Genomic DNA, 13,123 nt, shown 5'->3' with positions numbered 1-13,123 from the left:
TTCTCTAGGCTACCGTCTGGACTTCAGCGGCCTGTGAGCGACCAAGCGTCTTCGCCGCCTTCGTCGTCATCGGAACCATCGGCCCCGTCGAAATAATCGATCGCCTGGGTGCGGTTGTCGAGGTCTGCGGCAACGACGTCCTCTGCATAGCCGCCGACCGCAATGTTGGCGTTGGCGTTATCGCTCAGGGCGGCGGTCTGGGCGTCGGGAGCCGCAGGGGCCTCCTGGCCCTTCATGGCAGCCAGCACGGCGGCGAGATCGTCCGGCTTCACCAGGACGTCCCGGGCCTTGGAGCCCTCGGAGGGGCCCACGACGCCGCGGGACTCCAGGAGGTCCATGAGGCGTCCCGCCTTGGCGAATCCGACGCGGAGCTTGCGCTGGAGCATGGACGTGGAACCGAACTGCGTGGTAACCACGAGTTCCGTGGCCTGCAGGAGGACTTCGAGATCGTCTCCGATGTCATCATCAATCTGCTTCTTGGGAGCCTCGGCGGCAACGTCGTCACGGTAGACGGCCTGCAGCTGTCCCTTGACGTGTTCCACCACCTTGTGGATTTCCGATTCGGATACCCAGGCGCCTTGGACACGCATGGCCTTGGAAGCGCCCATGGGCAGGAACAAGGCATCGCCTTGACCGATCAGCTTCTCTGCACCCGGCTGGTCCAGCACGACGCGGGAGTCGGTGACGGAGGACGTGGCGAAGGCCATTCGGGAGGGGACGTTGGCCTTGATGAGGCCGGTGACGACGTCCACGGAAGGACGCTGGGTTGCCAGCACCAAGTGGATACCGGCCGCACGGGCCAACTGCGTAATGCGGACGATCGAATCTTCGACGTCACGCGGGGCCACCATCATGAGGTCCGCGAGTTCGTCCACGATCACCAGCAGGTACGGGTAGGGCTTGATGATCCGCTTGGAATCGACCGGCGGCGTGACCTTGCCCGCACGGACCGCCTTGTTGAAATCGTCGATGTGCTTGTAGCCGTAGTTCGCGAGGTCATCATAGCGGGCATCCATTTCACGCACTACCCACTGCAAAGCCTCCGCAGCCTTCTTGGGGTTGGTGATGATGGGCGTGATCAGGTGGGGAACGCCTTCATAGGCGGTAAGTTCCACGCGCTTGGGGTCCACCATGACCATGCGGACTTCATCGGGAGTTGCACGCATCAGGATGGACGTGATCATGGAGTTCACGAAACTCGACTTGCCGGCGCCGGTGGCACCGGCAACCAGGAGGTGGGGCATTTTGGCGAGGTTGGCAACCACGTAGCCACCCTCGACGTCCTTGCCGACGCCCATCACCATGGGATGGTCTGTCCGCCGCGCGTTCTGGCTCCGCAAAACGTCTCCCAGGGACACGGTTTCGCGGTCCGTGTTGGGGATTTCGATGCCAATGGCCGACTTGCCCGGAATGGGGCTCAGGATACGGACATCGCTGGAAGCAACGGCGTAGGAGATGTTCTTGGACAGCGCCGTAACGCGCTCCACTTTTGTTCCCGGGGACAGTTCGATCTCGTACCGGGTGACCGTGGGTCCACGGCTGAAACCCGTCACCGTGGCGTCGACATTGAACTGGGTCAGGGTGTCCGTCAGGGCAGCAACGACGGCGTCGTTCGCTTCCGTGCGTTCCTTCGGAATGGACCCCGGCGTGAGGTAGTCGGAGGCAGGAAGCGTATAGGTGACATCTCCGGCCAAGGACAACTGTTCCGTGCGCTGCGGGATGGGAGTTTGGGGCAGCGGGGCTCCGGCGGGCTTGGCCGGAACCTGTGCCACGGGAGTTGTCATCTCCGGACTCAGTACGGGGATGGCCTCGGTGGGATTGTCGGCACCCGGGGTGGCACCTGCGCCCGGCGCAGCGGCCAGGCCCTGTGCGGCCTTGATCTTTCCGACGGCGATTTCGGCCTGGGTGGGCCGCCGTACGCCCGGCGGGACGCGCGGAGCGGCATCGGCGGGAGATTCGTCGTCGTCCACGATGGCGTGCTCGAAGGCCTCGTCGCCCACGTAGCCTTCCAAGTGTGGATCGGCTTCCTGGTCCTTGCCAAAGAGGCGTGTGCGCTTCTTCTTGCCGGCCTTGGCCGGCTTGTCCTCTCCGTAGAGGTAGCTGCGGTCATGTGCTTCCTGGCTTGCCCGGGCTTCCTCCAGGTCCACGCCCATGAGGTGTTCGTAACCCGAGCGGATGCGGGCAGGAATGGCCCCGAAGGGAGTGGCGGTCACAATCAGCACCGACACAAACGCGAGGAGGCTGTAAAAGAGGACAGGTATGGCTACGTGGATGGCCGCCAGTGGTGAGGCAGCAAGGAAACCCAGCATTCCGCCTGCGCGACGGAGCCCGTCAAATCCTTCGCCCACGGAAGGCTGTCCTCCAATGACGTGCGCCAGGGCCGACCCCGCCAGCGCCATCACCAGGAAACCAATTCCCACGCGGTTGTTTCCGCGGCCGTCCTGCGGTTTCCGGAAAAGCCGGAACGCGCAAATGAAGAGCATCAGCGGCAGGAGCAGGGACATCCAGCCAAACGTGCCATTGACCACGCTGTAGACGATGTCCGGCAACCAGCCCGTCCATCCCCACCAGGCGAAGGTCGCAACAGCAATACCCAGCACCAGGTTGAACAGGGCAGCGCCGTCCCGCCGGTCCTCGGGGTCAAGGTCGCTGACATCCGAACCGATACGGCGCACTCCCGCGCCGACCACGTGTCCGATGCCCTGCCATGCACCGGACAGCATCCGAACCGGGAAAGGCGCTTGGGGTTCGACGGCGGACTGCTTGGTCCGCGTGGATCCACTGCGGCTGCTTTTGGCCGCCGCGCTGGATTTGGTTGCAGCTGAGCCCCGGCCGCTGCCGGTTTTACTGCTTGAGCTGCCTCGTGGCGTGGAGGAGGTACGGGTCGCCATATCTGCCACGCTACCGCAAGGGGGCCTGAAATCCGCGGATTTCAGGCCCCCTTGGGACTGCATGTTGCCTGCTGCTGGTTGCCTGGCAGCCTATGCCTCCAGGACCACGGGAATGATCATCGGGCGTCGGCGCAACTTGCGGTTCACCCACGTGCCGATAACCCTCCGGACCACCTGCTGCAGCTGGTGGTTGGTGTGGTCAGCGTGGTTCAGGACGGCTTCTTCCAGTGCGGCATTGATCTTCGGGATGATCTCGTCGAAGACGGAATCATCCTCAGCCACACCGCGTGCATGGATTTCGGGACCGGAAACGATTTTGCCGGTGGTCCGGTTGATGACGGTGATGACGGAGATGAAGCCTTCATCGCCAAGGATGCGCCGGTCTTTCAGATCGGCATCCGTGATCTCGCCGACGCTCGAGCCGTCGACGTAGACCAAGCCAACCTCCACTTGTCCTACGACTCGTGTCTTCTGGTTCCTCAGGTCGATGACGGTGCCGTTGTCGCTCAGGATGACATTCTCCGCCGGCACGCCGGACGCGGCCGCAATGTTTCCGTTGGCGATCAGGTGCCGGGTTTCACCGTGGACGGGCATGGCGTTCAAGGGCTTGAGGATGTTGTAGCAGTACAGCAACTCCCCTGCTGCCGCGTGACCCGAGACGTGCACCTTCGCGGTTCCCTTATGGATGACCGCTGCACCGAGCTTCAGCAGGCCGTTGATGATGCGGAAGACGGCGTTCTCATTGCCCGGAATGAGGCTCGAAGCCAGGATGACCGTGTCGCCTTCGCCCACCACCACACGGTGGTCGCCGTTGGCCATGCGCGACAACGCCGCCATGGGCTCTCCTTGCGAGCCTGTGGACATGAGGACCACGCGGTTGTCCGGCAGGTCATCGATGTTCTTGATGTCCACGAGGATTCCCGGCGGGACGTCGAGGTATCCAAGCTTGGCGGCGATAGCCATGTTGCGGACCATGGAACGGCCAACAAAAGCCACGTTGCGCCCGTGCTTGGCAGCGGCGTCCAGGACCTGCTGCACCCGGTGGACGTGGGAGGAGAAGGACGCCACAATGATGCGCTTCTGCGCCTGCCCGAACAGCAGGTCCAGCGTTGGACCGATTTCCTTTTCGGCCGTGGTGAAGCCGGGAACATCGGCGTTGGTGGAGTCGGCCATGAAAAGGTCTACGCCTTCTTCACCCAAACGGGCAAAGTGACGCAGGTCGGTGATCCGGCCGTCCAGCGGCAACTGGTCCATCTTGAAGTCGCCGGTGTGGAGCACGGTTCCGCCCTCGGTGCGGATGAACACTGCCAGGGCGTCGGGAATCGAGTGGTTGACCGCCACGAACTCGCATTCGAACGGGCCGAACTGTTCCACCTGCCCCTCGGTGACGGTGAGGGTGTAAGGCTTGATCCGGTGCTCCTGCAGCTTCGCCTCAACCAGGGCAAGGGTCAGCTGGGAGCCAATGAGCGGGATATCGGCCTTGAGGCGGAGCAGATAGGGTACGGCGCCGATGTGGTCTTCATGTCCGTGCGTCAGGACAACACCGACGACGTCGTCCAAGCGGTCCTCGATGTAGGAAAAATCGGGCAGGATCAGGTCGACGCCGGGCTGTGTTTCTTCCGGGAAGAGTACTCCGCAGTCAACCACCAGCAATTTGCCACTGATTTCGAAGACCGCCATGTTGCGGCCAATCTCCCCCAGTCCACCGAGCGGAACAATCCGCAGCGTGCCGTGTGGCAGTTTGGGCGGAGTAACCAGTCCAGGAAGGGCGGTTTGGGTCATATTTTGCTTCTTTCCGGCGGAACCGTCCTAGACGTTGAAGTCCATTCCGGCCTCAGCCAAGTCCCCGCGGATGGTGTCGATCTCGGCCTGGTCCGGCTCCACGAGGGGCAAACGGACAACCGAGTTGGGCAGGACTCCCTGCCACTTGAGAATCTGCTTGGCGGCTACTGCGCCTTGGACCCGGGTCATGGTTGCGCGCACCACGGGCTCCAATTCAAAGTTAATGGTCCTCGCTGTCGCGAGGTCGTTCGCGTTCATGGCATCAATGAGCTCACGGAAGCGCCGGGTGGCCACATGCGTGGTGACGCCCACAAGGCCGGCAGCACCCATCGCCATCCACTGGAGGGTCAGGCCGTCATCACCCGAATAGAAGACGAGGTCCGTTTCAGCCATGACCCGCGTGGCGGCGGCGAAATCGGCCTTGGCGTCCTTCACGGCAACGATGTTCTGGTGCTGAGCCAGCGCGATCATGGTCTCGGGTGCGATGGCAATTGAGGATCGGCCCGGAATGTCATACAGCATGACGGGCAGGTCCGTGGAAGAAGCGATCGTCTCGAAATGCGCCCGCACGCCGGCCTGGCTGGGCTTGTTGTAGTAGGGAGTGACGATCAGAAGACCATCAACACCCAGCTGGGCGGCACGCTGCGACAAATGCACCGAGTGTGCGGTGTCGTTGGTGCCGGTTCCGGCGATGATGGCGGCCTTGCCGCCAACGGCTTCCTTGACGGCACGGAACATGCCGAGGTTTTCCTCATCAGTGAGGGTTGAGGTCTCCCCCGTGGTGCCGGTGACCACGAGGCCGTCGCAACCGTCCTGGACGAGCTTTTCTGCCAGCGCTGCGGCTTGGTCGTAGTCGACCTTGCCATCCTCGGTGAACGGGGTGACCATGGCGGTCAGCAGGGTACCAAGAGCGGGAATGCGCGCGCGGGAGTCAGACATAGGAAAAACGTTACCCTGTCCCGCGCCGGTTACGGGAATGCGGCCCGCGTGATGGTCGTCATCACCGGACGTTGGGACTCGCGGGGGTTCCCGCGGCCTCCTCCGAGCAGTAGCGCGATACGGCCAACTCCTTGAGGTGCTCAGCCCAGGTCACCAGCCGCTGGGTGGCCCGCACATATTCGAACAGCTCCAAGGGCGTCAGGGCGTCGAGGTCCGTCTCGGTCAGCCTGCGCGCGAGTTCGGCGCCGGGAGCCTGTTCACCGAGCACCACACCCTCGTGGCACCACTGCACATCCTCGGGCGGTTCGCCTGCCACGAGTTGCCTGAACAGGAAGTCCACCACTCCTGGACTCATGGCCTTCATGGGGCCGCGCATGCCGTCTGCTGATCGGGAAGCGTCGTTCATGCCGCCATATTATTCGAACATATGTTCTAAAACAAGGTCTCGGCGTGGGGAGGCGTCATGGCACGTCCGGGGAGCTTTCGATAATTCAGGCCGCCGTCGGCCGTGAGACGATCACTTCATGACTTCCCCGGGCACGACGCCGAACAGCATGGCTTCGCCGGGCCGCAACTTCTCTCCGCGCCTCACGGGCATCGACGCGGCACGCGGTGCCGCGCTTTTGGGCATGATGGCCACCCATCTCCTGCCGACCTTCGGACCTGCACCGGGTTGGGAACCAACATGGATCGGCTTGACCTTCTCCGGAAGGTCGTCAGCGTTGTTCGCGGTCCTCGCCGGAGTCGGTCTTGCCCTCGCCACGGGCAAACAGGCACCGCGCCGAGGGACTGAGCTGGGGGCCGACAAGAGTGGCGTAGCGCTGCGCGCGTTGGTGATCGCCGTCGTCGGGCTGGCGCTGGGCGGGCTGGAAGTCAACGTAGCCATCATCCTGGTGCACTATGCAGTCCTGTTCCTGTGCATCCTGCCCTTCCTTGGACTGGGCGTCCGGGCGCTGAGCGCGTGGGCGGCGGGATGGATACTGCTCTCCCCGGTCCTCGGCTACCTCGTCAGACCGGTGCTGCTGGAGGCAAACCTGCCCTTGCAGCTAGGGCACAACCCCAACGTCGAAGACCTGCAGACCCCCGGGGCGCTCCTCGCAGACCTCTTCTTCACGGGTTACTACCCCGTGTGCCAGTGGATCTCGTACCTTCTGCTCGGTTTGCTGATCGGCAGGCTCGCGTTGTCCAAGCAGCGGGTGCAAGTCCTCCTGCTTGCCGTCGGAACAGCCGTGGCCATCGTGTCGAAAGTCCTGGGAATCCTGGCCATGGAAGCCTGGGGTGGGCGGGCTGCCTTGAGTACGCTGCCGGGCGTCCGCGGCTACCCTCTGGAGAGCATGCTCCAAGTGAACCTCACGGGCCTGCGCCAAACGGACTCATTGTGGTGGCTGGCCACCGCATCACCACACGCCGGAACCACGCTTGACCTGCTCCACACCGGCGGAACGGCCGCCGCGGCAATAGGTTTCTTCCTGCTGCTGGGCAGCTGGTCGGAAAGGATTGGCGTACGGTTCCTGCTGGTCCTCAGCGGTCCGGGAGCCATGACGCTGACGCTGTATTCGCTCCATGTGTGGGCGGTGTCCTGGTTTGTGGACCAGCCCCTTCCCAGCGGCTGGACGAACGAAACCATGTACTGGGCGCAGGCACTCACAGTGATCGCCGTAGGTGCCGTCTTTGCACTGCTCCGCCGCCGCGGACCCTTGGAGTGGCTGGCCCACCAGGCCTCACGCCTGGGGAGCTGGCCCACCAGGCCTCACGCCTGGGGAGCTACCGCCCGGCGGCCGTCGACTGATCGCGGAACAGTTTCACGGCGTCGCGCATCGATGCCCGGGCACGCTTCCTGTCACCTGAAGCGTCATACGCACAACTGAGCCGGAACCATGAGCGCCAGTCCTCCGGGGCTGCCTCGGCCTCGGCCTTGTACTTTTCGAATTCAGCGTCCGCCGCGGAGCGGACGATCCTTCCGCCCGGAGTGCGCGGCAGGTTATCCACCGGAAGGCCGCCCTCGGCTTCGAGGACTTTGGCCATCTGTTCAGTCCGTGCACCGAAGAGCAGCTCGCGGATCAGCGCCCACGCACCAACCACAGGCAGGACGAGGTAGGCCGCACCGATCCCCTTGGCCACGGGGTTGGGGTCCCCCAGCAGCAACAACGAGCGTTGCAGGGAAACCACCAAGTACAGCACCAGCAGCAAGGTGATGGCGCCAACCCAGATCTTGGTCCTGTTGTTCTTGAGGGTGTGCCAGAAGTTCGACATGGTCCTAAAGCCCCAGGTCCAGGTACCCGTCAAGGCCCACAGTAAGGCCGGGGTGGGCAGCAACCTTGCGCAGGCCCAGCAGGACACCGGGCATGAAGGACGCACGGTCAAAGGAGTCGTGACGCAAAGTCAGCTGCTCGCCGGGGCCGCCCAGGAGCACCTCCTGGTGTGCCACCAGGCCGCGCAGGCGGACGCTGTGCACGCGGACTCCGTCCACTTCGCATCCCCGGGCTCCCTCAAGGGCGGACTCCGTGGCGTCCGGGCTGGACGGCAGACCCGCTTCCTTGCGTGCCTCAGCGATCAACTGCGCTGTCCGTACTGCTGTTCCCGAGGGGGCATCCACCTTGTTGGGGTGGTGCAGCTCAATGATTTCCACCGATTCGAAGTACTTCGACGCCTTGGCGGCGAACGCAGATGCCAGCACCGATCCGAGGGCGAAGTTCGGAGCGATCAGGACGCCGGTGCCCTGCTGCTGCTCCAGCAATTCGCGCAGGGAGTCCAGGCGTGACGCGTCCCATCCCGTGGTTCCAACGACGGCGTGAATGCCGTGCTCGACGGCGAACCGGACGTTGGCTTCGGTGGTCTCGGGGACTGTCAGGTCCACGATGTACTGCGCTCCTGCCTCAAGCAGCGTCTCCAGGGAATCGCCGCGGCCAAGGGCGGCTACCAGCTTCATGTCCTCGGCTGCTTCAACAGCTTTGACGGCTTCGATTCCCATGCGCCCGCGGGCGCCAAGTACTGCTACGGCAAGTTGTTCGGTCATGGCATCAACACTACCGCCGGGGCCCGGACAGGACGGAACCGTTACCAGGCCGGCGAACCACTGCCAGGCAAAGCCCCGGCTACTCCCCCGCGCCGACCCATTCCACGGTGCCGTCGCTGAAGAACTGTTCCTTCCAGATGGGTACCTGGGCCTTGATCCGGTCAACCAGCTCGGCGCAGACGGCAAAGGCCTGCCCACGGTGCGCGGCAGCCACGGCGCACACCAAGGCGGGGTCTCCGACTTCCAAGGAACCCACGCGGTGCGCGGCCCAGATCCGGACGGGTTGTTGGGCCTCGCCGGAATGCTCGGCCACGAGCGCGGCCACTACCTCGGACATGGTGCGGTGGGCAGTGGGATGCGCACTGTAGCTCAAGCGGTCCACGGGTTTGCCGCCGTCGTGGTTGCGTACTACGCCGCTAAAGCTGACGACGGCCCCGGCCGTATCCGATTCGACGGCGGCTATAGCCTGGTCCACGGAGATCGGCTCGGCGCTGAGCACTGCACTGACAACTTCGAAGTCTGTTTCAGTGGCCATGGTTTCCTTCCAATTGTTCACAAAGGTGTCCGAGTAGCGGGTCCAGCACGGACAAACCGTCCATGACCCCTTTCGGCGAACCGGGGAGGTTGATGATGAAGGTCTTGCCGGCGGTCCCGGCATGGCCGCGGCTCAGCATGGCCATGGGTGTTTTTTCGGTGCCTGCACGCCTGATCCCTTCCATGATTCCCGGGATTTCGCGGTCCAGGAGTGGCAGGGTCATCTCGGGTGTGTGGTCGTCCGGGCTGAGTCCCGTCCCGCCGCTGGTGATAATGACCGAGGGACCCTGGGTCAGGAGCGCACGCAGGGCCGCGCCCACCGGCTCACCGTCCGGCACCACCATGGTCGGAAATACATCGAAGCCGTGCTCCGCCAGCCAATCCTGGATGACCGGGCCGGTCCCGTCACGGTAGGTTCCGGCCGCCGCTCGCGTGGAGGCGATCACTACGCCGGCCTTCCGGGGCCCGTGCGCGCCAGGCTCGCAGGCGCTCATGCCTGTCCTCCAGCGGAAGGGTCGGCAACGGCCCCGGCGCCGGAGGTTGCAGCGTCGGAAGTTCCAGTGACTCCCGGTTGACCCCCAAGGCTCCAACTGCCGCTCTTGCCGCCGCTCTTGGCCAGCACATGGATGTCTGTGAGGACCGCGTGCTTGTCCACAGCCTTGATCATGTCGTAGACGCTCAACGCAGCCACCGAAGCAGCCGTCAGGGCTTCCATCTCGACGCCGGTGACGCCCCGGGTCTTGACCGTGGCGAGGATTTGGACAGCATCCCGCCCCAGTTCAAAGTCCACAGTGACTTTGGAGATGGGCAGTGGATGGCACAACGGAATGAGCTCGGGAGTCTTCTTGGCTGCCATGATTCCGGCGACGCGTGCCACCGCCAGGGCATCGCCCTTGGGCAGTTCGCCCGCACCAAGGAGGGCAAGAACCTCGGGCCTGCTCCGCACTGTTGCTGCGGCTGTGGCTTCGCGGGTGGTGACAGCTTTGTCAGAGACATCAACCATCTGGGCCGTACCGTCGTGGCGCAGGTGTGTCAGGCTACCGGATTCATGGGAAGTTTGGTTCACAGCACCCATACTTCCACTTCGTCTCCTGCTTGTAATTCCGTGACGTCGGCGGGCACCTGGATCAATGCGTTGGAGCGGGCCAGCGCATGGACGAGGTGCGAACCAGCGCCGCCTTCAAGGCGGACTACGCCGTTTTCGATGATCCCGCGCCGCACCTGGTGCTTTCCCTTGGGCGATGTCAACGGTTCGGCGAGCCGTGCCGGCAGCATCTGCCTGGGCCTCGGCGCACCGAGGACTTCCGATAGCGCAGGCCGGAGGAACATTTCGAACGACACGAGGCAACTGACGGGGTTCCCGGGAAAGCCAAGGAAAGGGACGTCGTTGAAGGTCCCGATTCCCTGCGGCCCGCCCGGCTGCATGGCCACGGGCACGAATTCGACGTCTTCGCCTGCCATTGCCTGGCGCACCACCTCGTACGCGCCTTTGCTGACCCCGCCGGTAGTGACCACAAGATCCACGGCACTTCCGTTGTCCGTGTGCTTCCGCAGGACATCGAGCAGCCCGGCAGGATCGTCGTCGGAGACTCCGTTCCGCACCACCTCAAGCCCCGCCTGGCGCATGGACGCCTCCAGAAGCGTTCCGTTGGAGTCGTAGATTTTGCCTGTCACCAGCGGGTTCCCGGGTTCGACGACCTCATCGCCGGTGGTGACCAGCAGTACCCGCAGTGGACTGCGCACTTCCACGCTCGTCAGACCGAGCGCCGCCAGCAAGCCCAGTTGCGCCGGCCCCAGTGATGTCCCGGCTGCCAACGCCAAGGCACCTTCGGCGATGTCGCTTCCGGCATCCCGGACGAAGGTTCCGGGAGCCGTGGCAGGAAGCCGGACCAGCGCATCTACGGCTCCGGCGGCAGGAAACACTGAAGGAACCGCCCGCTCGATCGGGACGACGGCGTCTGCCCCCTTGGGAAGCATGGCGCCGGTCATGATGGGAACGGCAAAGCCACGTTCCAGTGCCGCCGGCCGGGCACCGGCCGGAACCGGCGCCCCCACCCTGAGCTCCGCGCCGCCGTCGGGGATATCCGCCGAGAAAACGGCAAAACCGTCCATCTGCGAGTTGGCGAACGGCGGCAGCGACACCGGTGCCCGCAGGTCTGCTGCGAGCGCTCTTCCTATGGCATCCAGCAGCGGCAGTTCCTCGGTGCCTTTCCGGGCTGCTTGCCTGGTGAGCAGTTCCACGACGGCGCCGCGGTGGGCAGCAACGGATCTTGGCACGGGCGTCCTCCTGTGTTCAGGGTCATTCTCAGGTCCGTACGATCCGGACCTACCCAGCGTAGGGCCTCAGGCGACCTTCACGTTGATGGTGTGGTAACCCGTGGCGCCGTCGGGAGCTACGGGCGAGCGCTTCTCGACCTGCGGTTCGCCGGTGGAGTCCGTCGCCCGGACCTGCACCTCGTAGTCGCCGGGGGCGAGGTCCAGCGCCAACTGCCACTGGTACCAGGTGTCGGCGGAGATCCCGGGAGCAAGCGCAGCCTCTTTCCAGTCCCCGCGGTTGAGACGCAGTTCCACCCGGCTGACGCCCCGGTGCTGGGCCCAGGCGACCCCGCCGAACTGTACAGTCCCTGCTGCGGCGGTCCGCCCGCTGCGTGGCACATCGATCCGCGACTGGGTTTTGATGGGACCCCGGTCGCTCCACCCGCGCGTTGTCCAATAGGCTTTTTCGTCCCCGAAGCGGGTGACCTTCAATTCAGTGACCCACTTGGTGGCGGAGACGAATCCGTACAGGCCAGGGACCACCAGGCGAACCGGGAATCCGTGTTCAAGGGGCAGCGGTTCGCCGTTCATGCCCACGGCGAGGAGGGCGTCCCTGTCATCGGTGAGGGCTTCAAGGGGCGTGCCGGCAGTCCACCCGTCGTTGCTCGTGGACAGGACCATGTCCGCCCCCGGTTTGGGGACGGCGAGTGCCAGCAGCTCCCTGACGGGCCAACCGAGCCAGAGCGCGTTGCCAATCAGGTCCCCGCCCACCTCGTTGGATACGCAGGCGATGGTGATGTGCCGCTCCGTCATGGGCTTGGCGAGGAGGGTCGCAAAGTCGATCTCGATCTCGTGTTCAACGAGCCCTGTGACTTTGAGCTTCCAGGACGGCGGGTCAATGGCCGGTATGGTCAGTGCGGTGTCGATCCGGTAGAAGTCGGCGTTCGGCGTCACCAAGGCACTGATGCCCTCCGCCGGGAGCGAGGCCCCGGATGGAACCGTTTGCGGCGGTGTGGCCGGCCTCGGGAGGGTCATTGACCCGCGGAACCCGGACGCGACGGCGGTTGCCCGGGTAAGGACGGCCGTCACCGCTCCCGCGGCTACTGCGGCCATGGACCAGCCGCCCAAAGCGTTGAGGAAGCTGCGGCGGGCCAGGGATGTGCGGGGCACAGCCTCCACCGGCCGGTCCCACGCGTCCAAGCGGCGGATCAACGCCCGGAGCACCACCATGGTCACGACCGCCGCAAGCACAGGGGCGAAAGCCGCCGGCGGGGTGGACTGCGCCCGGGTCAGGACGGCCGTCAATCCGGCGACGCCGGCCAGCCCGGCGAGCGCGAGCCCCCACCCGGTCCGCCGGCGTTCGAGCACTCCGGCGGCAGCGGCCAGGATGGCAGCACACACAACGATGGACACCACCAGCACGATCTTGTCCGCCGTGCCGAAAAGCCGGATGACCACGTCTTTGACTACCGGCGGTACCGCGTCGATGACCGCTCCCCCGAGGGCCGTGACCGGTGAGACGAGCGGGCTGAGAAATGCCGCCGTCACCTCGCCTGCCGCGATGCCTGCTCCGCCGGAAACCACGCCGGCGCACACGGCCCACCACGCACTGTTGCCGACGGCGGCCCGGCCCTTCACGGCGTCGCGCCCTTTCGTGGTGCCCGGCCCTTTCGTGGTGTCCGGCCCTGTCGTGGTGTCCATTCCT

The 13,123-nt window shown here is 64.8% G+C and carries 12 protein-coding genes; 1 reads left to right on the top strand and 11 read right to left on the bottom strand.

Going from position 1 to position 13,123, the window contains the following annotated elements; genetic code table 11:
- Positions 1-23: 23 nt before the first annotated feature.
- The 4 genes from RI444_RS07180 to RI444_RS07165 form a co-directional block, all read right to left on the bottom strand.
- A complete protein-coding gene (locus tag RI444_RS07180) occupies positions 24-2,891 on the bottom strand; it encodes an FtsK/SpoIIIE family DNA translocase (protein ID WP_069694517.1) in 2,868 nt (955 codons plus the stop codon).
- 90 nt (positions 2,892-2,981) lie between these two features.
- Positions 2,982-4,673 (bottom strand): ribonuclease J, encoded by a 1,692-nt coding sequence (locus RI444_RS07175; protein ID WP_207604912.1) that lies wholly within the window; start codon positions 4,671-4,673, stop codon positions 2,982-2,984.
- Between the two features lie 27 nt (positions 4,674-4,700).
- Positions 4,701-5,612, bottom strand: a complete 912-nt coding sequence (dapA, locus tag RI444_RS07170) for a 4-hydroxy-tetrahydrodipicolinate synthase (protein WP_021472651.1) — start codon at positions 5,610-5,612, stop codon at positions 4,701-4,703.
- Positions 5,613-5,673: 61 nt separating this feature from the next.
- Positions 5,674-6,018 carry a hypothetical protein gene (locus RI444_RS07165; protein WP_021472650.1) on the bottom strand — a complete coding sequence of 115 codons (345 nt, stop codon included), beginning with the start codon at positions 6,016-6,018 and terminating at the stop codon, positions 5,674-5,676.
- A gap of 118 nt (positions 6,019-6,136) precedes the next feature.
- On the opposite strand from RI444_RS07165, the gene RI444_RS07160 reads away from it, so the two are divergent.
- Complete coding sequence (locus tag RI444_RS07160; RefSeq protein ID WP_207604913.1) at positions 6,137-7,480, top strand: heparan-alpha-glucosaminide N-acetyltransferase domain-containing protein; 1,344 nt, start codon at positions 6,137-6,139, stop codon at positions 7,478-7,480.
- On the opposite strand, the gene RI444_RS07155 is transcribed toward RI444_RS07160, so the two are convergent.
- From RI444_RS07155 to RI444_RS07125, 7 genes are all read right to left on the bottom strand, one after another.
- Complete coding sequence (locus RI444_RS07155) at positions 7,377-7,865, bottom strand: hypothetical protein (protein ID WP_062095986.1); 489 nt, start codon at positions 7,863-7,865, stop codon at positions 7,377-7,379. The genes RI444_RS07160 and RI444_RS07155 overlap by 104 nt on opposite strands.
- Before the next feature lie 4 nt (positions 7,866-7,869).
- Entirely contained in the window at positions 7,870-8,628 is a 759-nt protein-coding gene (gene dapB, locus RI444_RS07150) for a 4-hydroxy-tetrahydrodipicolinate reductase (protein WP_021472647.1), read from the bottom strand.
- Between the two features lie 79 nt (positions 8,629-8,707).
- The gene (locus RI444_RS07145; RefSeq protein WP_021472646.1) at positions 8,708-9,163 is read right to left on the bottom strand and encodes a molybdenum cofactor biosynthesis protein MoaE; all 456 of its coding nucleotides are present in this window, start codon (positions 9,161-9,163) and stop codon (positions 8,708-8,710) included.
- Positions 9,153-9,656, bottom strand: a complete 504-nt coding sequence (locus RI444_RS07140) for a MogA/MoaB family molybdenum cofactor biosynthesis protein (protein WP_207604914.1) — start codon at positions 9,654-9,656, stop codon at positions 9,153-9,155. The genes RI444_RS07145 and RI444_RS07140 overlap by 11 nt, the downstream gene beginning before the upstream one ends.
- On the bottom strand, positions 9,653-10,237 hold the full coding sequence (gene moaC / locus RI444_RS07135; protein ID WP_021472644.1) for a cyclic pyranopterin monophosphate synthase MoaC: 585 nt from the start codon (positions 10,235-10,237) through the stop codon (positions 9,653-9,655). The genes RI444_RS07140 and moaC overlap by 4 nt, the downstream gene beginning before the upstream one ends.
- The gene (glp, locus tag RI444_RS07130) at positions 10,225-11,439 is read right to left on the bottom strand and encodes a gephyrin-like molybdotransferase Glp (RefSeq protein ID WP_207604915.1); all 1,215 of its coding nucleotides are present in this window, start codon (positions 11,437-11,439) and stop codon (positions 10,225-10,227) included. Before glp ends, moaC begins: the two co-directional genes overlap by 13 nt.
- A 66-nt stretch (positions 11,440-11,505) precedes the next feature.
- Positions 11,506-13,119, bottom strand: coding sequence for a molybdopterin-dependent oxidoreductase (locus RI444_RS07125; RefSeq protein WP_207605932.1), 1,614 nt, complete (start codon positions 13,117-13,119; stop codon positions 11,506-11,508).
- Positions 13,120-13,123: the final 4 nt, after the last annotated feature.

This window comes from Paenarthrobacter sp. AT5, assembly GCF_032764245.1.
GTDB classification, from domain to species: domain Bacteria; phylum Actinomycetota; class Actinomycetes; order Actinomycetales; family Micrococcaceae; genus Arthrobacter; species Arthrobacter ureafaciens.
Note: the sequence above shows the minus strand (reverse complement) of the source record. Positions and strands in the feature narration are given on the sequence as shown.